Source organism: Paenibacillus sp. FSL R7-0273 (assembly GCF_000758625.1).
GTDB lineage: Bacteria > Bacillota > Bacilli > Paenibacillales > Paenibacillaceae > Paenibacillus_AQ.
The window spans coordinates 2,370,084-2,392,375 of sequence record NZ_CP009283.1 but is presented as its reverse complement, the minus strand read 5'-3'; the positions used below and the strand labels follow the sequence as shown (position 1 = coordinate 2,392,375).

The following is a 22,292-nucleotide window of genomic DNA, read 5'->3' as shown; positions in this document are numbered from 1 at the left end:
TTTTTATTAATACTCCTTCTCGCACAAAACGGGCCTTGGAAGCATTCAGCTTCCTCCGGCCCGAAGATCAGGAGTAACAGATTACAGATGTTTAATAATTTCGTCAGCAAAGGCCGAGCATTTCAGCTCTGTCGCGCCTTCCATCTGGCGGGCAAAGTCATAGGTTACCGTCTTGTTGTTAATTGCGGTAGTCATGCCTTTGTAGATCAGGTCAGCCGCTTCCTGCCAGCCGAGGTGCTCAAGCAGCATAACGCCGGAGAGGATAACCGATCCCGGGTTAACAACGTCTTTGTCAGCGTACTTAGGCGCCGTGCCGTGAGTCGCTTCAAAGATTGCATGTCCGGTCACATAGTTGATATTCGCTCCCGGTGCAATGCCGATACCGCCGATCTGTGCAGCCAGTGCGTCGGACAGGTAGTCCCCGTTCAGGTTCAGTGTAGCGATAACGTCGAAGTCAGTCGGGCGGGTCAGCACCTGCTGCAGCGCGATGTCTGCGATAGCATCCTTGATAATGATTTTACCGGCTGCCTCCGCTTCCTTCTGGGCTGCATTTGCCGCCGCTTCGCCGTCCTTCTCTTTAATTACATCATATTGGTTCCAGGTAAACACCTTGTCGCCGAACTCCTGCTCAGCCACTTCGTATCCCCAGTTCTTAAACGCGCCTTCGGTAAACTTCATGATGTTGCCCTTATGCACTAGGGTAACGCTCTTGCGTCCGTGCTTGATTGCATATTCAACTGCAGCACGCACCAGACGCTTGGAGCCTTCGGAGGATACAGGCTTAATACCGATACCGGAGGTTTCCGGGAAGCGGATTTTGTTAACGCCCATTTCCTTCTTGAGGAATTCGATTACTTTTTTAACTTCCTCAGAGCCTTCCTTGTACTCGATACCGGCATAGATGTCTTCAGTGTTTTCCCGGAAAATAACCATATCCACAAGCTCCGGATGCTTAACCGGTGAAGGCACGCCGTCAAAATAACGTACAGGACGCAGGCACACGTACAAATCCAGCTCCTGGCGCAGCGCCACGTTCAAAGAGCGGATCCCTCCGCCAATCGGGGTTGTCAGCGGTCCCTTGATCGCTACGATATACTCACGGATTGCTTCCAGCGTATCATTCGGCAGCCATTCACCATATGTATTGAAGGCCTTCTCGCCGGCAAACACTTCGTACCAGGCCAGCTTCTTCTCGCCGCCGTATGCTTTATCTACAGCTGCATCCAGCACGCGCTTGGAGGCTTTCCAGATGTCGCGCCCTGTGCCGTCGCCTTCGATAAACGGAATAATCGGATTAGCAGGAACCACCAGCTTGCCATCTTCAATCGTAATTTGTTCGCCTTCAGTCGGCAGATCGTACTTCTCGAGTTTCAACATTTGTGGGGATTCCTCCTAAAAAAGTATAGTAGCGGCAGACGTTCTGCGGAAGCCTTGACTCTAAGCCGGCACTAAAAACGTCTGCCTGGTTCACTCATAATGCGTTACTGTCATAACTACAATTCTACTAAGGGGGGCAGCCGCCTGCAAGTCCCCTGCCTATCTCTCGTCTACCGGAACGTATTTCTGCTCCAGCATTCCTGTATATTCAGCACGCGGACGGATAATGCGGTTGTCCTCATACTGCTCCAGAATATGCGCGGTCCAGCCGGAGGTCCGGCTGATTGCAAAGATCGGGGTGAACAGCTCGCGCTCAATGCCCAGCTGTGTATACACGGAGGCCGAGTAGAAGTCGACATTCGGCTTCAGCCCCTTTTGCCCGGTAATCAGCTCCTCGATCTTCACGGACATATCGTAGAGTGTTGTATCATTCTTCATCGTTCCCAGCTCCTGGGACATCTTCATCAGATGCTTGGCGCGCGGATCGCCGTTTTTGTACACGCGGTGCCCGAAGCCCATAATCTTCTCGCGCCGCTCCAGCTTATCGTTAATATAGGGCTCAACCGCATCCAGACTGCCGATCTCCTCCAGCATTTTCATTACGGCTTCATTCGCCCCGCCATGCAGCGGGCCTTTGAGCGCGCCGATGGCCGAGGTTACACCGGAATAAATATCGGACAGCGTAGCCACAGTAACGCGGCTGGCAAAGGTAGAAGCATTAAGCTCATGGTCGGCATGCAGGACAAGGGCTGCATCCAGTGCTTTAACCGATACAATATCCGGCTGTCTGCCCCAGAGCATATAGAGGAAATTCTCGGCGATGGAGACGCCTTCCTTTGGAGCCACCGGCTCCAGACCCTTGCGGATACGCGCCAGCGCAGCCACAATCGTCGGTATCTGCGCCTGCAGCTTCACTGCTTTTATTACATTGGCTTCACGGCTCATGTCATCGGCGGCTTCATCGTACAGCGCAAGGCTGGATACGGCGGAACGCAGCGCGGCCATCGTGCTCGCTTCCTTGGGATAGAGCTTCATCTGGGCAATGACCTGCTCCGGGATAGGCGCAAAAGCGCTGAAATCACGCTGCAGGGTCTGCAGCTCAGGGGTAGTCGGCAGGTTACCAAACCACAGCAAATAAGCGGTCTCTTCAAAAGTCGCATTTACCGCAAGATCATCAATATCGTATCCGCGGTAGGTGAGTACGCCGTCCACAATCGAGCTGATCGAGGAGGTTGTAGCGACGATGCCTTCCAGGCCTTTAGTAGCTGTCATAGTATATCTCTCCTTTGCCAACGAGGGTGTGCGAGCCGTTCCTGACATCATGAAAACATTTACAATTTTAAGGATAGAACTTCACAAACCAGGCAGTAATACCCCTTCCGGGGATTGCAACTAACTTTCGAAACAGAACCTTTAATTATCATACCGGATTTTGACGGTTATGTGAACAACGTGGAAGCTTTGTTTGGCATCAAATGATTTTATCGGAGGGATAGAAAAAAACATTCCGCATTCCCGTTTCATGATTGCGCTTTCAGTTTATATTTAATGCCCTGTTTTTTTGCTTCTCAGCATTTCACGGCATTTCATAGTCTGCAATTCTGACAGCTGAATATACATTAGACGAGCTGTTTTTCAGCAGAAGCTCAGGGCTTACAGGAGGGGTGGACAATGGATTCTCCGCTGGTAAAAAAAATGCTGCGCGGCCTGTGGGTCGTACTTGCCGGAGCCGGCCTGGTGCTGGCTGTATATGTACTGCTGCCGCTGATCTATCCGCTGCTGCTTGCCTGGCTGCTGGCTTACCTTATCCATCCGCTGGTGCTGATTCTTAAGGGCTTCAAGCTGCCGGGGTGGCTGGCCGTTGTGCTGTCGCTGCTCTTTTATATCGGGGGGACCGCGCTGGTGCTGACCGCGCTGATTACCCGTCTTGTCAAGGAGCTTATTGTACTGCTTCAGACCTTTGATCTGCACACCGATGAATGGCGGGAGCTGCTGATGTCGCTCAGCCGCAATGCCAGTATTCAGAATATTATTAACCAGATCAACCAGTTTTACCACGATAATCCCGGCTATCACGCTACAATTGACAGTAATATCACCCGGACTACGGAGACGGTAGGCCAATTCGTAACGAAGCTGATCACCGGATTTTTCAATATGATTCTGGGGCTTGTGTCCGCACTCCCGAGCCTCGGAACGATCCTGATTGTCATTGTGCTGGCCGCATTTTTCCTCAGCACCGGATGGGAGCGCCATAACGCCAGACTGACCGGACTCCTGCCCGCCCCCCTGCTGCGTCCCGTATCTAACATCTGGAAGGATCTGCGCAAAGCCCTGGTCGGCTATCTCCGCGCCCAGGCGGTGCTAATCTCCGTCACGGCATTCATTGTGATCATTGGTCTACTGCTGCTCGGGGTCAACTCCGCCTTTGTCATCGGGCTGACCATCGGGCTGATCGACACGGTGCCCTACCTCGGTGTAGGTATTATTATGCTGCCGTGGGCGCTGTATTCCTACATGACCGGCAATTTAGGGCTGGCCGCTGGACTGCTCGTGCTCTACGGCATCATCCTTATCACCCGTCAGGTACTGGAGCCAAAGGTACTGGCCAGCAGCATCGGGGTTGACCCGCTCTTCATGCTGATCGGCGTATTCGCCGGCCTCCAGCTGTTCGGCATGCTCGGCATTCTGATTGGCCCGGTCGTGCTGGTCGTGCTGGGCGCCTTCAGCCGTGCCGGAGTTTTCCGCGCGCTGCACAGCTATATCGTTAGCGGCAAGCTGCATTAGCGGCGCCGGGTGCTTCAAGGAGGGGTTCCGTTTAATTCCCTAAACAAACAAAAAACGCCCCTGCCGCATATTGCGGACAAAGGCGCCATCACTAAACCAACCTATCCCTGCACTCCAAACGGCAGTCCGCCTCTACCTCCGGTAAAAGGTGAACGTGCCGTTTTTCATTTTTTTCTCGATCCATTTCAGCAGAAAAACCCGGTACAGCGGCCGGGTCAGCGGAAATACCAGTGAAAAACCGATTATATCCGTAACAAAGCCCGGCAGGATCAGCAGCAGACCGCCAAAAAATATACATAAGCCGTCAAGCATGGTCCGTCCCGGCACCCTGCCCTCCTGCATCTGCACCTTGCTGTCCTGCAGTACCTTCTTCCCTTCAAACTGCATCATCAGGAAGCCGATCACCGAAGTGACCACCATAATCAGCAGTGTTTTGGGCGCACCGAGATAGCCTGCCACGTAAATGAACCCGAATAATTCCACAGCCGGGATTACAAACATTGCAGCCCACAGCCATTTGCTTCTAATCATTATGCTCCTCCTTCTTCCCTCAGCGCCCCGGTTATAGCCTGGTACAGCTCCGGCAGTACGCGGTCCAGCCGGACCGGCTTCCACCCTGCATTCAGCCATACGTGGGAGGTTGAACCGCTCACCAGCAGCTCGCCGGGCAGCGGCGGGTCCAGCGGCATTGCAATCCGCACGCTCCCGGAGCCTGCGATGCTGTCTTGGCCAATATCCTCCGTAAGCCGGCGGATTTCATACTCATATTCCACTCTTAAGGGTGAGAAGACGCTGAGCCGTGCATACACGATGATAAGATCATCATAGCGCGCCGGACTTTTAAATTGCAAATCTGCCGCGGTCACGGGAAGCAGGACACCCATTTCCTCAAGTGAGCGGTAGGCAAAGCCAAGCCCGCGGAACATTTCGGTCCGTCCGCTCTCAAACCAGCTCAAGTAGTTGGCATGGTACACCACACCCATCTTGTCCGTTTCCTGATATCTTACGCGGAAAGCAGTGCTGTACCAGCGGCTGGCAGGCACCGGTTCACGTGTTGTCATAAATAATGCCCCTTTCAATAGTCACATCTGTCAGATTGCGGCAGCAGGAGCCTAGAGAGCCAGTCCGTCAGAGGATACAGGCAGCCGGTCCTTGCGGCGCGATCTGATAGCTACATAGAGCAGCAGAAGCGAACCTACGGCAGCACTCAGCATGCAGGCCAGATTCATCAGCCCCACTCCCCCTTGACTGAGCAGCACACCGTTCAGCAGATTGCCCAGAATCCCCGCAAAGCCGGAGAAGACGATATTAAAGACGCTTTGGCCGGTCGCCTGAATTTCAGACGAGGTAATCTGTGATACATATTCAACCGCAGCGATATAGAAAAGGCCAAACGACAGGCCATGCAGCACCTGCACACCGACCATAACCGAAGGGTATGGAAAGGCAACCTGAATGCCCCAGCGCAGCACATAAATGAGCGCCCCGATCAGCAGCGTGCGTTCGCGGCCCAGCCTGCGGATCACCTTTGATGCATAGAGCATGGACGGCACATTGGTAAAGGAAGCAATAAACAGGGCAATCCCGGCATAGCTCGCCGATCCTCCCACCGACTGAAACGCCACTACAAAATAGGTTCCGAAGGCTGCCATCGTCTGGTTCACCAGAAAGCAGCCGCCGAGAAAGGCCAGAAAAATCCGGTTGCTGAGCAGCTGCTTCACTCCCTGTGAAAAGGACTGGCTCATCATATGATTTTCTTCCGCCTGCTTTGGCAGAGTCATAGCAAAAACGACTGCAACCATGCTCAGGATCAGAAAAGGCAGCCAGATCGTGGATACCGAAAACCGCTCAATATACTGCCCGCCCGCATAGGCCCCTACGGCCGCTCCTATGCTCATCATCATCCGGATGCTGCCGTAGGAGGAACCGGCCTTGTTCGCGGCTGCAATGGCGTATGAATCGGCGATAGGCGCCTGTGTAGCAGAGAAGATGGTAGACACTGTGTAGATCAGAAGCATGACTATAAAATAATCGAAACGGTAAAAAGCAGCCAGCACCGCAGGTACGGCCACACTCAGAATCAGCACCAGACGCGCCTGGTTATAACGGTCGGCAATCAGCCCCCATATCGGCTGGATACAGATGGCTATCAGGGTGCCGGTCGCCATCATCATGCCAATCTGGCTGACATCCATGCCGTTATCCTTCAGCAGCAGAGTCAGATAGGAGCCGAAGGAACCGCCGGCCAAGCCTAAAAAGAGATAGAAGCCTCGCAGCTTCAGCAGTTTTTCCATATGTGCTATAAGTCCTCTCCAATCCTTTTTAACGGATAACCCATACTTTACGAGACTACACCGCATTAAATAGAGCAGAACCTGATAAAAGGCGGTGGACAAGTGAGCACAGTTCATAGTTTTCAGCGCGGTCAGCCCTGTCTTTCAGACAAGACCCATACAGGCCGGAGCCGGATTACCGGGTTCGGCTGGACGTCAAGCAACTGGAGCGGATACGCCATCAAAGGCAAGAAGGGTGCCTTCCGGCGGATCTCAGCCGAATGGACTGTTCCCTACGTAAAACCTACGGCTAAGCCGACTTATTCTTCGGCATGGATCGGAATTGACGGCTTCAGGAACGGCAGCCTGATTCAGACCGGCACCGGACACGAATCCGTTAACGGAAGGGTCCATTATTATGCCTGGTGGGAAATCCTTCCCGAGGCAGAAACCGTTATTCCGCTCCCCGTATCCCCCGGAGACCTGATGCGGGCCAGCATTGTTAAGCTCAGCCCCGGAAGATGGTGCATCCGGCTGTGCAACCTGAGCAAACGCTGGACCTTCCGCACCATCCAGCGCTACAACGGTCCGCAGACCTCTGCGGAGTGGATTATGGAAGCGCCGCAGGTAGGCGGCACCGTTGCCGATCTGGCCCGGCTGTCGAACGTCTGCTTCCGCTGCTGCCGGGTAAACGGCAGAAGTCCCAAGCTTGTCCAGGCCAACGGCGGCATTATGATCCAGAATAAAATCACCGTTGCCGTGCCTTCAAGCCCGAATGCCAAAGGCGATTCTTTCACAGTAAAACGCCTGTATCCCAAGGGTGTGTCCCAAGCTTACCTGAAACGTCCTGTCACCATACGGACCCGGACATCTGCTATTCACAAAAAACCCTCAATCAAATATAAACATTCATAGCCCTGAGATCAAGCAAAAAAGCAATGGCGGATTACACCATTGCTTTTTGCTCATAGCTATATTCTGTTTGAGGAAACGAAGCCTGTCTTAGTCGGCAGGAATCGTGTCCACTTTTACGAGGTTAGTGGAACCGGAACGTCCCAGAGGGATACCGGCAGTGATCACAACGAGATCGCCTGCTTTTACCAGACCGGAGGCTTTACCGCCTTGCAGTGCAGTAGCCAGCAGTTCGTCAGTCGAAGTAGCTTCTTTGCCGAATACCGGAGTAACACCCCATACAAGTGCCAGCTGACGCATAGTTCTTTCCTGAGTCGTAACGGCAATGATCTGGGATTTAGGACGGTATTTGGAAACCACGCGTGCTGTGTGGCCTGTTACAGTTGAAGAAAGAATCGCTTTAGCGTTCAGGTCCAGAGCGGAAATCGCTACGGATTGGCTGATTGCTTCAGTTACTGTTGTTTCCTGCGCGATCTGCTGCTTCATGAAGATTTCACGGTGGTTCAGTGCAGATTCCGCTTTTTCAGCAATGCGGGACATTGTTAGTACGGATTCTACCGGATATTTCCCGGCAGCTGTTTCACCGGACAGCATGATTGCATCAGTACCGTCGAAGATAGCGTTAGCTACGTCACTCGCTTCAGCGCGGGTAGGACGCGGGTTGCGCTGCATGGAATCCAGCATTTGGGTAGCTGTGATTACAGGCTTGCCGGCAATGTTACATTTTTTGATCATCAGCTTCTGGGCCAGAGGCACATCTTCAGCAGGAATTTCTACGCCGAGGTCACCGCGGGCAACCATCAGACCGTCAGATACTGCCAGGATTTCATCAAGGTTGTCGACGCCTTCCTGGTTCTCGATCTTGGAGATGATTTGGATGTGGGAAGCGTTGTGCTTCTCAAGCAGTGCACGGATTTCCAGAACGTCGCTGGCTTTGCGAACGAAGGAAGCGGCGATAAAATCGATGTCCTGTCCGATCCCAAAAACGATATCGTTGGTGTCTTTTTCCGTAATACCCGGCAGGGAGATGGAAACTCCCGGTACGTTAACGCCTTTTTTGCTCTTGATTGTACCGCCGTTAACAATACGGGTCTTGATTTCAGTGCCTTGAATGTCTACAACTGTAAGTCCGATAAGACCGTCATCGATCAGGATTGTTGATCCAACCGAAACGTCGTTAGGAAGGTCGCTGTAAGTGATAGAGATACGGTTCTGATCGCCAAGGATTTCTTCCGTAGTCAATGTCAGGTACTCGTCCTGCACCAGTTCAATCGGTTCTACTTCCAGCTTGCCTGTACGAATTTCTGGTCCTTTGGTGTCAAGCAGGATAGCAACGGTCTTGCCCAGCTCCTGGGAAGCCTGACGGATCGTTTTGATCCGGTTGCCGTGCTCTTCAAAATCGCCGTGGGAGAAGTTCAGACGGGCTACATTCATACCAGCCAAAATCAATTTTTTGATGTTCTCCAACGATTCACTTGCAGGTCCGATCGTACATACAATTTTACTTTTCCGCATTAGGTTTTCCTCCGTTTTTTCGTTCTCTCTGTCTCACTTTTTCCAACTACAAAATCTACTATAAGGCTTAATGTTTGTATAGGAACTATGTCACATGCACCTTTTACTGCGCCCTAATGAATATTACTGCAACTTGGACACAAAATCAATGTTCCAGCGTCTTTTCCGTGTAATTTTACGTCGAATTTACGCAATCTGTCACGAAAATAAAAATCACCCTGCAGGCAGCGCAGGGTGATTCCGGTGGAAATTAATGTATACTCCGGTCTTCTGCAGCTCTGAACCGGAAAAGCCTTGCATATGTGTAAAAGTGCAAATGAAGCAGCCAGGCTACTCCACGCTCTGCACTTCTTCCTCCGGTGCCTCAGACTCTTGGCCGCCTTCGGCAAATTCACCGATTTTGCGGAATTTACGGTAGCGGTCCTCCTTGAGTTCGGCAGCATCCAGACTGGACAGTTCCTCCAAATGGCGCCATAAGGCTTCCTTGATATTGGCTGCGGCTGTCTCATAGTCATGATGTGCGCCGCCTCTCGGTTCAGGGACAATCTCCTCGATGACCTCCATTCCAAGCAAATCTGCAGCCGTGATCTTCATCGCTTCGGCTGCCTGCTCCGCCTTGGAGGCATCCTTCCAAAGAATGGAGGCGGCACCGTTCGGCGAGATCGCCGAATAGATGGCATGCTCCAGCATCAGCACACGGTTGCCCACGGCAAGAGCCAGCGCCCCGCCGCTTCCGCCTTCGCCGATGACGACACAGATGACCGGCACAGCCAGCTGGGACATCTCGTAAAGATTGCGCGCAATCGCTTCAGACTGCCCGCGCTCCTCCGCTGTATTGCCGGGATAAGCCCCCTTAGTATCAATAAAAGTGATAATAGGGCGGCGGAATTTCTCCGCCTGCTTCATCAGCCGCAACGCCTTGCGGAAGCCTTCCGGATGCGCGCTGCCGAAAAAGCGCTGGATGTTGTCCTTCGTATCCTTGCCCCGCTGCTGTCCGACTACTGTAACAGGCCGGTTATTAAGCTTGGCAATCCCCGCGACAACCGCCAGATCATCGCCAAACTGGCGGTCACCGTGCAGCTCCACGAAATCAGTAAAAATCAGCCCGATCAGGTCAAGCGAGGTCGGACGTCCGTGATGCCGGGCGAGATGCATCTTTTGGGGAGCCGATATGTTGCTGTAAATTTCATCCGCCATAACGCGGTAACGTTCCTCAAGCCGAAAAATCTCATCTGTAAAATCTATGCCCTTTTCTTCACCGAACTGCTTCAGCTCGGCGATTTTCTTGCGCATTTCTACCAGAGGCATTTCAAAAGGCAACTCTCCCGCCAACCTAAAATCCCCCTTTCACATCATGCAAATCAAGCAGTCTGGTCAGCGTAGACCGCATTTCCTTACGGTGCACCACCAGATCAAGCTGGCCGTGCTGGAGATTAAACTCCGCCGTCTGGAAATCCTCCGGCAGCTTCTGGCGGATGGTCTGTTCAATGACAATTCTGCCGGCAAAGCCGAACACGGCTCCGGGCTCGGCAATAATGATATCGCCAAGGCTCGCAAAGCTAGCGGATACACCGCCGGTTGTTGGATCGGTAATGACTGAAATATAGAGTCCCCCGGACTCGCCAAAGCGGGCCAGAGCCGCACTTGTCTTGGCCATCTGCATGAGACTGAGAATGCTTTCCTGCATCCGCGCTCCGCCAGAGGTTGAGAAAATCAGCAGCGGGAGCTTCTTCTCCGTCGCCTCTTCCACTGCACGGGTAATCTTCTCTCCGACTACGGAGCCCATGCTGCCTGAGAAAAATTCAAAATTCATTACCGCAACAATGACGGAATGGCCGCCGATGGTGCCCTGGCCGGTAATTACCGCCTCAACTTGTCCGGTTTTGGAGCGCTGCTGCTCAAGCTTCGAGGCATAGCCCGGGAACTGCAGCGGGTCCACTGACGACATCTCGCTGTCAAATTCAATGAAGCCTTCGGGATCGAGGGTCATCGCAATCCGCTCCAGCGCGTTCAGCCGCATATGATGGCCGCAGGCCGGACATACCTTAAGATTCTTCTCCAGCTCCTTGCTGTACTGGATCGTACCGCATTTACTGCATTTGTTCATCAGCCCTTCGGGGATTTCCCGTTTCGGGCGTTCGCCTTCCGCCGGTCCGCCGCTCCGCTCCAGACGTTCTGAAGGAATAGTCGCGTACTTCCGTTTTTTCTGAAATAAATCTTTGAACAAGGGTCGCACCTCTTCAGCCGTTTATTTGCGCATTTCAGCAGCTTGCCGCTGTTACTACCGCACTTATACTTATTTAATTAGGGATGCAAAATCAGATTCAGGGCTTCCTGCACTTCCTCAAGCTCGCCTGAAGGAACCAGAATTTCAAACTGCTGCTTGGACATATTGATCGGACGGCACTTGACCAGAAACCCTTCTTCCGTCAGCTTGCTCTGAATCATATCCGCCACTTTGGCGGTTGGAGCTATATAAATTACCGTCCACATGCCCTGCAAGGCCTCCCTAATCTCAATTCCCAGCCGTATCCCGCGTATAATGGAATCATGATAACACAGTTTTCTTTTTTCCCGCAACAGGAGCAAAACGGAGGAGACGGGACCAGGAGGCCGCATTCATCAGCTAACAGGCGCTCATTTATGGCGTACCGCTGACATGGGGATACACCTTCGCTCCTTCGTGGCGGTGGGCAATCCGGGCCGAAGCGGCTGCGGCAATGCCGGCCACCAGATCATCCAGAAACACATGGATTCTGCCGGGCTCATCATTCAGTGTCCCGATCACCCCGAGCTTCACTTTGTCCAGATAGCCGAAGCTGGTCAGCCCGATCATGCCGTATACGCCCGTAATGCCGAGCGCAAGCGTCTCATCCGCCCCGTAGAGCGATTCATCTGCCTCCATCACCGCCTGCAGCGGCTGGGGAAGCGCCCCCTTCTCCGCCAGCTCATCGAGGGCGACACCTGTCATCAGCGTGTACTGGACCTCTCTTTTGCCGAGCACCGACTTCACGCTGGACAGGCATTCTTCCTCCGTTAAATTCTGATAATACTTGGATTGTAAAATATATACGATGTCAGCGATAGACTCCAGTGTAACGCCCCTGCGTTCCAGCAGCTCTGTTGCCATTTGATAGGACATGTTGTCATTCCCCTTTCCGCACGGGACCGCTCCCTGTGGTTTCCTAATGTATGCGGAAAAGGGCGAAAATGTTCTTATTTTATTCTTACTGTACCGGCTCCCAGCATCTCTTCAACCGCTGCGAACAGCTCCGGCGAAGGCTCGATCCGGTAGCTGTCGCTGAGCGCGAGCACCCGCTGCTCGCGCTCGTAGAACAACAGCGTGGCTGCAGGCCCGGGATGGGTCTGCAGCAGTGCCTGCAGGCGCGAGAGCAGCGCCGGGTTCTCCGCGGCCTGCGTGATCTTGATAAAGACACGCTGGCCGCTCCCCGCCGCTCCCGCAGGCGCGGCAGGCGGGGCTGCAGGCGCTGCTGCGCCGCCTGCGGCAGTGCGCGCCGCGCCGGTGCCCCCGGCGCCGCCCCGCGGGCCAGGAGCGCTGCGCTGTGCTCCTGCAGAGGCCGTCCGTCCGCCGGACGGACGGGAGGCAGCTGCGCTGCGGCGCTGCAGTAGGCCATGGAGAGCGTCCGCGCCAAGCGGCGCGACCTCCTCGGCCAGCAGCTTGAAGCCCTCGTCCTCCTGCTGCACCTTGGCGCGCAGGGCCAGCAGCGCACCCTTCTCGACCAGGCTGCGGCTGCGTTTCCACACCTCAGGGAACAGCACGACCTCGCAGCGCTCGATCTGGTCCTCCCACTGGATGAAGGCCATCGCCTTGCCGGCCTTGGTCGTTATCTCCTTGATGGAGACGACCATCCCCGCCGTAACCGTCTGGCTCTCATCCGGGGCTTCGCCAAGGTCCATCAGCCGCTGGATGCCCGGCTCCTCAAGCAGGGCCGCGCTGTCGTCCAGCGGATGGCCGGACAGGTACAGCCCGAGCAGCTCACGCTCCAGCTCCAGCTGCTGCGTGACACTGAACTTCGGAATATCCGGGTAGCGGATTTCCCAGTTCGGGGTTTCAATCAGATCGTCGAACAGCTGGATCTGCAGCTCGTCCCGCTCCTTGCGCCATTTGGCGGCCGCATCCGCGGTCTCGTCGAGCATGGCCAGCAGCTGGGCCCGGTGGCCGGGCAGCCGGTCAAAGGCGCCGGCCTGGAGCAGGGATTCAATCACACGCTTATTGCAGACGCGCAAATCGACACGGCGGCAAAAATCGAGCAAACTGTCGAACGGACGCTCCTTGCGGACAGCGATAATGTTTTCCACCGCCAGCGTTCCGACATTTTTCACGGCGGCCAGCCCGAAGCGGATATGCCCGCTGCTCCTGTCTCCGCCGGGAACCGGAGTGAACAGCACGCCGCTCTCGTTGACATCCGGCGGCAGCACCCCGATGCCGGTGCGGCGGCATTCCAGCACATATTCCGCCACCTTGCGGTGGGTGCCCATAACCGCCGTAAGCATCGATGCCATGAACTGCACCGGATAGTGCGCCTTCAGATAGGCCGTCTGGAAGGCCAGCACGCCGTAAGCGGCGGCATGAGCCCGCGGGAAGCCGTAATCGGCGAAGCGGACAATCATATCATAGACGGCATTAGCATCCGCCTCCTGATAGCCCTGCTGCAGGCTGCCCTGCACAAAGTGGCTGCGCTCTTTATCCAGCGTCTCGCGCTTCTTCTTGGATACCGCACGGCGCAGCAGGTCAGCTTCACCGAGCGAGAAGCCGGCCATCAGTGAGGCAATCTGCATAATCTGCTCCTGGTACACGATAATGCCGTACGTATCCGCCAGAATCGGCGTCAGGTCGGCGTGCGGGTAATCCACCGCTATTTCACCATGCTTGCCGGCGATAAACTTGGGGATGAACTCCATCGGGCCCGGACGGTACAGCGCCAGCACCGAGATGACATCCTCGAAGCCGGACGGCTTCAGGTCCTTCAGCACACGGCGGACGCCTGCAGACTCCAGCTGAAAGACGCCGGTCGTCTCGCCCGCCCCGAGCATTTCATAGGTCAGCGGATCATTATCGGAGATCGTGCGGAAATCGGGAGCCGCCCCCTCCATCTCCCTGATCCAGTTCATGCAGCGCTCAATAATCGACAGCGTCCGCAGTCCCAGAAAATCCATCTTAAGCAGTCCGACGCTCTCCAGATGCTCCATGGAATACTGCGTCAGTGCCGTGCTCTCATTGCCGGCCTGCAGCGGCACCGCATCGGTCAGCGGGCCTTTGGAAATTACAACACCGGCAGCATGCGTAGACGCATGGCGCGGCATGCCTTCGACCTTCATTGCCATATCCAGCAGCTCTCTGGTCTTGCGGCTGGTCTCATACAGAGCCTTCAGATCCGGGCTGCCCTCCAGCGCCCGGGCAATACTGATTCCCAGCTGCCCCGGAATCAGCTTCGCAGCCTTGTCCACCTCGTTGTACGGCAGGTTCAGCACGCGGCCGACATCGCGGACCGCTGCCCGCGCAGCCATTGTTCCGAAGGTAATGATCTGGGCCACATGCTCCTTGCCGTATTTCTCAACGACATAAGCGATAACCTCATCGCGCCGCTCATCGCTGAAGTCGATATCAATATCCGGCATCGTAATCCGCTCAGGATTCAGGAAACGCTCAAACAGCAGATTGTATTTAAGCGGGTCCACATCGGTAATCCGCAGGGTATATGCGGTAAGGCTGCCTGCTGAGGAGCCGCGGCCCGGGCCGGTAACGATGCCGTTCTTGTGGCAATAGGCAATGAAATCCCAGACGATCAGGAAATAATCGCTAAAGCCCATGCTTTCAATGACACCAAGCTCGTAGTCCAGCCGCTGCTCCGCAGCCGCCTTCTGCTCAGCTGAAGCCCACAGCGGCGTGTCCGCATAGCGTGCTTCCAGCCCGCTGCGGCAGAGCCGGCGCAGATAAGCCGCTGCATCCAGCCCTTCCGGCAGAGGGGAATATTCAGGGAGAATATGCTGCCCGAACGTCAATTCCAGATTGCATTTATCGGCAATCTCCTGCGTATTGGCGATCGCCTGCGGCACATGCGGAAACAGCGCCGCCATCTGCTCCCCGCTCTTCAGGAACAGCTGGTCCGTACCGATCTTCAGCCTGTCCTCATCGTCTACCGTCTTGCCTGTCCCGATGCAGATCAGCACATCCTGAACCTCGGCATCCTCCTTGGCCAGATAGTGCACATCATTCGTCGCAGCGAGCTGGATATCAAGCTCTGCCGCCAGGGCAATCAGCTGCGGATTGACTCTTTTTTGCTCCGGAATGCCGTGATCCTGAAGCTCGAGATAGAAATCTCCGCCAAAAATCTCCTTGTACCGCAGCGCCGCCTTACGCGCCTCATCGTCGCGCCCGTGCAGCAGATGCTGCGGCACTTCCCCGCCCAGACAGGCGCTAAGGCAGATGATGCCCTCAGCATGGGCGGCCAGAGCTTCCATATCAATGCGCGGCTTATAGTGCTGGCCCTCCAGATGACCGATGGAGACGAGCTTCATCAGGTTTCTGTAGCCGGTTTCATTCTTCGCGAGCAGGATCAGATGATAGATCGGCTGATCCTTACGGCTGCCCCGCTCACGGCGCGAGCCTGCCGTCAGATAGGCCTCACAGCCGATAATCGGCTTGATGCCGGCGGCAGTGCAGGCTTTATAAAAGGGGATCGCCCCATACATCACTCCATGATCCGTCAGCGCCAGCGACTTCATGCCGTATTCGCCGGCCCGGCGCACCAGATCCGTTATGCGCGCCGCACCGTCCAGTAAACTGTATTCGCTGTGCACATGCAAATGCACGAATGGGCTCATGTTCCCCACTTCCCTTCCACTACTTAAATCAAAACATAAGATGTAACTATTTTATCATATTACCGGGGGAGCCGCCCATAGAATGGATTAAGTGCATATGGACAGGCAGACTTGTCCGGAAAGGGGCCTTGTATGAGTATTTTCATGAGCAAAGCCGTTCTCGATTTCTTCATCGCCTTCGGCATCGTGCTGGGCGGCGCCATGCTGGGGGGCATCGGTGCAGTCGTATCGCTGCAGCCGCCGACAGAGACGATGCTGGATATTGCCGACCGGATAAAGATATGGGCGCTCGCCGCCGCTGTCGGAGGCACCATCGACCCTATGCGGGTGATTGAGAGTAATATGATCGGGGGCAATCTGTCTCCGGCGATCAAGCAGATCCTTTACCTTGTATTCGCCTTTTTAGGCGCCCATATGGGCAGCGAGCTGGTCAAATGGGTATGCGGCAAGGGGTGAGCAGTTTATGAGGATTCCGCCTTTTCAGCGTTTCCGCCGTTTTTCACAGATTTCTGCCGTTTTTGTGCTGGGGATGATTACGGGGGCCGTCATGTACAACGCCATTTTTCATATCGGCTATAATGTGCTGTGGCTGGACAACCAGGATCTGAGGGTACAGCTCGCGCAGTATAGCAAAGATATCAAAACGCTCAAAAAGTATAACAATACCTCGACCGTGATCCGGGAGATCAAGCTGCGCACAGAGGGCAGCAAGTCCAAAGACGGCGCCGATGCGCTTGACCAGGTAACGCTGAAGGAGATTATCAGCCGGATGAGCGAGGATCTGGAGCCGATGCGCGGCCGCAGCATGTTCGATATCGATACGGACAGTAAGCTGGCGCGGCTGCTGCTGGATGGCAAGCTCTACATTGTCCGTGAAAAAGAGTACTCCGTGCGCATACGCACGATGCTGGTTATGGAGGGCGTGCTCCAGATCTGGGTGGAGGTCAATCCTTCTAAGCGCAGCTGAGCCGCAGATTAATCCGGGCACCCCGGCGGCAGCCGTGCTACAATATGGGCAGGTATATAGGCAAACAGAAGCCGCGCAGAGGACTAAACTGTTCTTTATTATTGACTGATAAAGGAGCTGCCTGTCCATGATTATGCTGATCAAGTATCTGCTGTTCATCCTGCTTGTTGTTTTTATGACGGGTGCCGCCGCGTACAGCCTCTCCTCACGCCGGACCTCCGACCCGCTTGAAAAAGGCCGCCGGCGCTCCATCATGAACGTGCTGCTCGGGGCTATGCTGGTTACTCTGTCACTGATGTCGATGTTTCTGTTCCGCGGCTCAACGCTCAGCGTTATTGTGGAGGCGGTGTTTCTGGTCATCGGGGCGTTTAATATTTTCTCCGGGCTGCGCAGCTACGGGTATTACAGCCGGAGCAGGCGGAAGGCTTAAGCCCGTGAAGCTTGTTTGTGTGATGTGATGTGTAATTTTGATTCTGGTGTTTGTTTGTACAACCTGATTCTGTAATGTACAACAGTCCCCTTCCGCCGCGCGCTACTTCTGTAAAGGGAGCTAAGTAGAAAATTGACACCTAATTTCCTGATAATGACCGAAAATATGATATTAGTTGTAAAAAGGTTACTTAATTCCAGCATTTTCGCCCCAGATGGCGCTTTCGGCCTGAAATAAGTGATGATTTTCCATCTAATTTTTATAAGGATAGGTTTCTAACCGATTTAAGTATCAAAAATCCAACTATATAAATTGAACTAATAATATTGCTGTTTTGGGATTGCATGTGACTCCAGAGAATGTTTGGACTTCCAGCCGCTGTTGTCTGCAGATTTCTTGATTTATACCGTTTCTAACGGTTGAAATCCGCAGACAAAGGCGGTCGCTACCGCTCCTCCAGTTCCAAAATTCTCCTCCGTCACTCTTCCCTTAACATAAATTCTTAAGTTCAATCTATATAAATGCCTAATGCATGTACAGCAGCAGTCTGCTACCGGACCGGGATTTTCCAATTCTACTTCAACATAATAATAGTAAAAAAAGAGACTGCCCATAAGAGCGGTCTCTCTTCATAAACTTCTTACCCGTGATCAATTGACTGCAGCATCAGCACGGCCTTGGCGACCATCGTGTCATTGTGGCTGATTTCGATCTCCAGCTTGCAGGTCCGGCGGCTGATCTCCAGCAGCTTGGGCATCACAATAACCGAGTGCTCAATCTGCACCGGACGGATAAAATAAGTAGACATATTGTCCAGCACATAGTCGTTGCCTGTAATATCCTTGGCCGCTTTAAAGGCAGACCGGGTCATCAGTGTGGACAGTACGCCCTCGGAAATGGTACCCAGGTCTGTCGCCATCTGCGGCGTAATGAAGCCGTGGAAGAACAGCTTGCCTTCCTCATCCCGCTCCTCGGCAAAGCCGTTCCAGATCAGATGATCGAACGTCTCGCCCAGCTGCGGCTGGTTGCTGACATCGCGCAGGCTCTGCAGCACCTCGCGGCGGGTCAGCGAACCGATCAGCTTGCGGTTGCGGTCCACAATCGGCAGGAAGTCAATCCCCTCCCACATCATGATCTGCGCCGCCGAAGCCAGCGAGGTCTGCAGCGCCGCTGTTACCGGGCTGCGGACCATCGCTTTTTCAATACTCTGCCCCTCCTGCAGCTCCTCGACATCACGCCGGCCGACAATCCCGATGACACGGTTCCATTCATCCGTTACGGCAAAGCGCTGCTCCCCGCTGGAGAGTGCCAGCTGCCGCAGCTCACCGACCGTACTGGAAATCTTAAGCGTGTTCAGCCGCGGCTTGCTCTCCAGGATATCCTCGACCAGCATGATCTTTTTCTTAATCAGCCGGTCGAAGATCGCCCGGTTAATCATCGAGGCCACTGTAAACGTATCATGTCTTGAGGATATCACCGGCAGATCCAGCTCGTCCGCCAGCGCTTTGACCTCACGGCTTGTCCCGAAGCCGCCCGTTACCAGCACCCCCGCCCCCTGCTCCAGGGCCAGCGAATGCACATCGTCGCGGTTCCCCACGATCAGCAGGCTGTCGGCATCAATATAACGGATCATAGCATCGACCTTCATCGCGCCGATTATATATTTATGCAGGTGCTTGTTCAAACCGTCAGCCCCGCCGAGCACATGCCCCTCTACAATGTCCACAACATCCGCGAAGGTAAGCTGATCGGAAATGTTCCGCGGCTTCTTTTCGACACGGACGGTGCCAATCCGCTCCTTCGTAATCACAATGCCGAGGTTCTCAGCCTCCTTCACCGCCCGGTAAGCCGTCCCCTCACTCACTACCATTTCCTTCGCCAGCTTGCGTACAGAAATTTTGGTGCCTACCTTGAGACCTTCGATATGCTGCAGCAGTTGTTCATGCTTTGTAATGTTATCGCCTTGTCCTTCCAACTGTTACACCCCCATACCCCAATCTGTACTATTCTGTACTCATTATACAGCCGGAATTTACAGAGTACAACCGCCCGCAGGACGCCAAATAAGGTAACTCCGTGAATGATTTTCACACCAAAAAAGCCCGGACCGCCGTTTCCGGCAGCCAGGCCTCTGGATCGCGCTTCAGGTGTGTTCAGACTACAGACGCTGTGACATTCTCGCTTCCTCGTTCCATTTGCCCTGCCACTGCTCCAGCTTGTGCTTGCGGACCGCCTCCAGCTGCTTCTGCTTCTCCTCATCCACCCCGATGATGAAATGCAGATGAGCGGCAATAATCAGAAAAGCAAATACGCACCAGACTACGCCGAAGCCCAGCACCCAGCTTGGACCGTTCTGGAACGACAGCTGCGGCAGCGCATAGAGCAGCATAGCCAGCGCAATCAGCAGATACATGACGTGCTTGAACTTGTTTCTTTTTTTCATGTCAAACAGCTCCTTCAACTGAATCTATATCTCTACTCTATGAGCCGCCCCAGGGATTTATGAGACAAGTCTGCAAAATTTTGAACCCGCCCAGGTAAAATGCTATAGCACCGCCCGCAGTCATATGAGATGATGGATACAATTATTAGGAGGCGATCGCACTTGAATCAGGCATATGGCTACACGGAGTATACGATCCGTAAAAAGGTTTTTTCGATTATGAGCACCAAGCTGCACATTTATAACAGCTCTGAGGAGCTGGTGCTTTATTCGCAGATGAAGGCGTTTAAGCTAAAGGAGGACATTGCGCTCTACACGGATGAATCGATGCAGCGGGAGCTTTTGCGGATCAAGGCACGGAGTATTATCGACTTCAGTGTTACCTTTGACGTGATCGATTCCGAGACTGGTGAGCATGTAGGTGCGCTCCGCCGCAAGGGGCTCAAGTCGATTCTTAAGGATGAATGGATCATTCTCGACAGGCATGACCAGGAGCTGGGCCTGATTAAGGAAGACAGCACCTTTATGGCACTGCTGCGCCGGGTGATTTCTTTTATTCCCCAGAAGTACAGCATCGAGCTGCAGGGGGACCCGATTCCGACCTACAGCCAGAATATCAATCCGTTCGTCACCAAAATAACCGCCGATTTCTCCGGCGACCGCACCGGCCAGCTTGACCGCAGACTCGGGCTGGCAGCCGGCATTCTGCTCTGCGCCGTTGAAGGCAAGCAGGATTAGCAGAACAGGCAAAGCAAACAAAAAGGGGATTCTCCAGCCAGCCGGCCGGGGAGTCCCCTTTTGCTTATTGTGCTCCAGCAGGAGCAGTGATGATTATTGTCCGCCGTACATCTGCGACAGGCTGTCCGTAATGATCTTGTTCACATCTTCAATGACAACACTGAGGCGGCGCTCAGCGTCGAACAGCCGGCGGATGCCGAGATTCAGGTTCAGCACCTCGAACAGCTTCTCCATCTTTTCCATTTCCTCCTGTGGAGGCATTTCCCCGTTCATCATCCGCTGCTGCAGCTCAATCTGGTTCTGGCGGAAATTGTCCAGCATCTGCTTGCTTTCCGGATCGGCTTCAATCACCTTCATGGCGCTGCTGATATCGGAGAATTCCGTGCTTTCTTTAATGGCTCTGGCCAGCTCATGGGCCTTGTCGATTACGTTCATTGTGTTACCTCCTGAAATTTGTTGTTGTGTCTGCGGTCTGCCGCCTGCTGCAATAGCGATTTACGCCCGGCACGGCTTTTTACAGAATAGGTCAATCACCAAGGGTCAGATGTCTCCATATGATGAATGATATGTAACCCTTATGATTCATAATTGCCGGCATCATGCTGCCTACCGGAAGGAGATCCACGATGTCTAAGTTCAAGATCCCGGTCCAAACGGTCCACTCGGGCATCCTGCAGGAAAACGCGATAATGCTTGGCGACAAATCAATGAAAAGGCTCAAAATACCGGCTCACGGCGTCATCCAGCTGAGCTTCGGCTCATTCAGACAGGAGGTCACTGTCATTCCGGTCCCCAAAGCAGACAGCCTGCGCGTTAGCGAAGGGCTGGCCCGCCGGCTCGGCTGGAGAGGACGTCCTTCACTGAATGCGACCTACAGCACCGGAAGCCGCACCCTGCGGCTCGGGCCGCTGATCGGAGTGCTGGTGAGCCGCGACCATCCGGACCAGCCGGACAGAGTGTTCGGACAGATCACGATGTTCTGCCGGGAGCTTACCAATGCCTGCCAAGCACAAGGTGCCTATGTATATTTCTTTACCCCGGAAGCGCTGGAGACACGCAGCTCTTCCATCCAGGGCTGGGTATACGACGAGGGCTGGCGGAAGCTGAGTCTTCCTGTCGCCGATGTAATCAACAATCGGCTTACTACGCGCAAGGTGGAGAACAAACCTAGCGTACAGCATTTTCTGGCGGATGTAAAATCCCGCTACGGAACCCATTTCTTCAATGAGAAGTTCCTTGACAAAACCGAGGTATTCGAAGCACTGGCCCAGGATGCCGCCCTGCAGCGGTATTTGCCGGAATCGCACGCCTTTAACGGTTTTGCCGTCCTCAAAAAAATGTGCAACAGCTACTCCAGCGTCTTCCTGAAGCCCGTACGCGGAAGTCTGGGCAAAGGCATCCTGCGCATCTCCAGAGAAGAAGGCGGCGGCTACCGGCTGCTGTCCACAACGCCAATGGGCACCCGCAAGCAGAGCTATCCCAGTCTGGCAAAGCTGTTCCAGTCGATCTCCCCCAAGATGAAAACCACCCGCTTCCAGATTCAGCAGGGTCTCCCTCTGATGGAGCTCGGCAAGCGGCCGGTAGATTTCCGGGCACTGGTGCAGAAGAACGGAACCGGCAAATGGGGCGTCACCTCCATTGTGGCCCGTACGGCCGGAAGCAACCATTTCGTCTCTAACCTGGCCCGGGGCGGCACGCTAAGCACCGTAAAGGAAGCCATCAGTAAAAGCAATCTCCCGGCGGGAATGAAAGAGAGCTCGCAGGTGCAGCTTCCCCGGGCGGCACTGGCAATTGCCAGAGGTGTCGAGACCTTTATCCCGGCACACTTCGGGGAGCTGGGCATTGACCTCGCCCTGGACCAGTCCGGAAGAATCTGGCTGCTTGAGGTCAACTCCAAGCCGTCTAAAAATGACAACACCCCGCTAAATGACCAGAAAATCAGACCGTCCGTTAAACAGATGATTCTATATTGCCGTTATCTGGCCGGGTTATAAGGAGGGCATT

General features: G+C 54.3%; 21 protein-coding genes. 7 read left to right on the top strand and 14 right to left on the bottom strand.

The features are described from left to right. Positions 1 to 81: 81 nt before the first annotated feature. Positions 82 to 1,377, bottom strand: a complete 1,296-nt coding sequence (icd, locus tag R70723_RS10145) for an NADP-dependent isocitrate dehydrogenase (RefSeq protein WP_039871766.1) — start codon at positions 1,375 to 1,377, stop codon at positions 82 to 84. A 159-nt stretch (positions 1,378 to 1,536) separates the two neighbouring features. After that, positions 1,537 to 2,649, bottom strand: coding sequence for a citrate/2-methylcitrate synthase (locus tag R70723_RS10140; RefSeq protein WP_039871765.1), 1,113 nt, complete (start codon positions 2,647 to 2,649; stop codon positions 1,537 to 1,539). 399 nt (positions 2,650 to 3,048) lie between these two features. Between R70723_RS10140 and ytvI the strand changes: the two genes are divergently transcribed. Then, entirely contained in the window at positions 3,049 to 4,164 is a 1,116-nt protein-coding gene (gene ytvI, locus R70723_RS10135; RefSeq protein ID WP_039871764.1) for a sporulation integral membrane protein YtvI, read from the top strand. 132 nt (positions 4,165 to 4,296) lie between these two features. Here ytvI and R70723_RS10130 read toward each other — a convergent pair whose 3' ends face one another. Genes R70723_RS10130 through R70723_RS10120 form a run of 3 tightly spaced genes read right to left on the bottom strand, consistent with a single transcriptional unit; the run spans position 4,297 to position 6,458 of the window. Continuing rightward, positions 4,297 to 4,695: an FxsA family protein gene (locus R70723_RS10130; RefSeq protein ID WP_039871761.1), complete on the bottom strand. Its 399-nt coding sequence runs from the start codon at positions 4,693 to 4,695 to the stop codon at positions 4,297 to 4,299. Next, on the bottom strand, positions 4,695 to 5,225 hold the full coding sequence (locus R70723_RS10125; RefSeq protein ID WP_039871760.1) for an acyl-CoA thioesterase: 531 nt from the start codon (positions 5,223 to 5,225) through the stop codon (positions 4,695 to 4,697). Before R70723_RS10125 ends, R70723_RS10130 begins: the two co-directional genes overlap by 1 nt. Before the next feature lie 51 nt (positions 5,226 to 5,276). Further along, positions 5,277 to 6,458 (bottom strand): MFS transporter, encoded by a 1,182-nt coding sequence (locus R70723_RS10120; RefSeq protein WP_039871758.1) that lies wholly within the window; start codon positions 6,456 to 6,458, stop codon positions 5,277 to 5,279. Positions 6,459 to 6,560: 102 nt separating this feature from the next. Here R70723_RS10120 and R70723_RS31505 point away from each other — a divergent pair, with 102 nt between their 5' ends. Beyond that, complete coding sequence (locus R70723_RS31505) at positions 6,561 to 7,352, top strand: G1 family glutamic endopeptidase (protein WP_052421255.1); 792 nt, start codon at positions 6,561 to 6,563, stop codon at positions 7,350 to 7,352. Positions 7,353 to 7,439: 87 nt separating this feature from the next. Here the strand turns inward: R70723_RS31505 and pyk are convergent, their stop codons facing one another. The 6 genes from pyk to R70723_RS10085 form a co-directional block, all read right to left on the bottom strand. After that, positions 7,440 to 8,864 carry a pyruvate kinase gene (gene pyk / locus R70723_RS10110; protein WP_039871757.1) on the bottom strand — a complete coding sequence of 475 codons (1,425 nt, stop codon included), beginning with the start codon at positions 8,862 to 8,864 and terminating at the stop codon, positions 7,440 to 7,442. Positions 8,865 to 9,194: 330 nt separating this feature from the next. After that, positions 9,195 to 10,196 (bottom strand): acetyl-CoA carboxylase carboxyltransferase subunit alpha, encoded by a 1,002-nt coding sequence (locus tag R70723_RS10105; RefSeq protein WP_039871755.1) that lies wholly within the window; start codon positions 10,194 to 10,196, stop codon positions 9,195 to 9,197. 1 nt (position 10,197) lies between these two features. Then, entirely contained in the window at positions 10,198 to 11,091 is an 894-nt protein-coding gene (gene accD, locus R70723_RS10100) for an acetyl-CoA carboxylase, carboxyltransferase subunit beta (RefSeq protein WP_039871752.1), read from the bottom strand. Between the two features lie 77 nt (positions 11,092 to 11,168). After that, entirely contained in the window at positions 11,169 to 11,357 is a 189-nt protein-coding gene (locus R70723_RS10095) for a hypothetical protein (RefSeq protein ID WP_039871751.1), read from the bottom strand. 148 nt (positions 11,358 to 11,505) lie between these two features. Then, positions 11,506 to 12,006: a phosphatidylglycerophosphatase A family protein gene (locus tag R70723_RS10090; protein WP_039871750.1), complete on the bottom strand. Its 501-nt coding sequence runs from the start codon at positions 12,004 to 12,006 to the stop codon at positions 11,506 to 11,508. A gap of 74 nt (positions 12,007 to 12,080) precedes the next feature. Beyond that, entirely contained in the window at positions 12,081 to 15,710 is a 3,630-nt protein-coding gene (locus tag R70723_RS10085) for a DNA polymerase III subunit alpha (protein ID WP_039871749.1), read from the bottom strand. A gap of 132 nt (positions 15,711 to 15,842) precedes the next feature. Here R70723_RS10085 and R70723_RS10080 point away from each other — a divergent pair, with 132 nt between their 5' ends. The 3 genes from R70723_RS10080 to R70723_RS10070 all read left to right on the top strand — a co-directional run bounded on the left by R70723_RS10080 (position 15,843) and on the right by R70723_RS10070 (position 17,107). After that, the gene (locus R70723_RS10080; RefSeq protein ID WP_039871748.1) at positions 15,843 to 16,166 is read left to right on the top strand and encodes a YtrH family sporulation protein; all 324 of its coding nucleotides are present in this window, start codon (positions 15,843 to 15,845) and stop codon (positions 16,164 to 16,166) included. Positions 16,167 to 16,173: 7 nt separating this feature from the next. Further along, on the top strand, positions 16,174 to 16,677 hold the full coding sequence (locus tag R70723_RS10075) for a sporulation membrane protein YtrI (protein ID WP_039871746.1): 504 nt from the start codon (positions 16,174 to 16,176) through the stop codon (positions 16,675 to 16,677). 127 nt (positions 16,678 to 16,804) lie between these two features. Then, positions 16,805 to 17,107 carry a YtpI family protein gene (locus R70723_RS10070; protein WP_039871745.1) on the top strand — a complete coding sequence of 101 codons (303 nt, stop codon included), beginning with the start codon at positions 16,805 to 16,807 and terminating at the stop codon, positions 17,105 to 17,107. A gap of 640 nt (positions 17,108 to 17,747) precedes the next feature. On the opposite strand, the gene R70723_RS10065 is transcribed toward R70723_RS10070, so the two are convergent. Then, the gene (locus R70723_RS10065; protein ID WP_039871744.1) at positions 17,748 to 19,082 is read right to left on the bottom strand and encodes a DRTGG domain-containing protein; all 1,335 of its coding nucleotides are present in this window, start codon (positions 19,080 to 19,082) and stop codon (positions 17,748 to 17,750) included. Between the two features lie 183 nt (positions 19,083 to 19,265). Next, on the bottom strand, positions 19,266 to 19,550 hold the full coding sequence (locus R70723_RS10060; protein ID WP_039871743.1) for a hypothetical protein: 285 nt from the start codon (positions 19,548 to 19,550) through the stop codon (positions 19,266 to 19,268). 162 nt (positions 19,551 to 19,712) lie between these two features. Between R70723_RS10060 and R70723_RS10055 the strand changes: the two genes are divergently transcribed. Next, complete coding sequence (locus R70723_RS10055; protein WP_197071797.1) at positions 19,713 to 20,288, top strand: LURP-one-related family protein; 576 nt, start codon at positions 19,713 to 19,715, stop codon at positions 20,286 to 20,288. Positions 20,289 to 20,381: 93 nt separating this feature from the next. Here R70723_RS10055 and R70723_RS10050 read toward each other — a convergent pair whose 3' ends face one another. Next, positions 20,382 to 20,723, bottom strand: coding sequence for a YlbF/YmcA family competence regulator (locus tag R70723_RS10050; RefSeq protein ID WP_039871742.1), 342 nt, complete (start codon positions 20,721 to 20,723; stop codon positions 20,382 to 20,384). A gap of 191 nt (positions 20,724 to 20,914) precedes the next feature. On the opposite strand from R70723_RS10050, the gene R70723_RS10045 reads away from it, so the two are divergent. Continuing rightward, the gene (locus tag R70723_RS10045) at positions 20,915 to 22,282 is read left to right on the top strand and encodes a YheC/YheD family endospore coat-associated protein (protein ID WP_039871739.1); all 1,368 of its coding nucleotides are present in this window, start codon (positions 20,915 to 20,917) and stop codon (positions 22,280 to 22,282) included. Positions 22,283 to 22,292 lie beyond the last annotated feature (10 nt).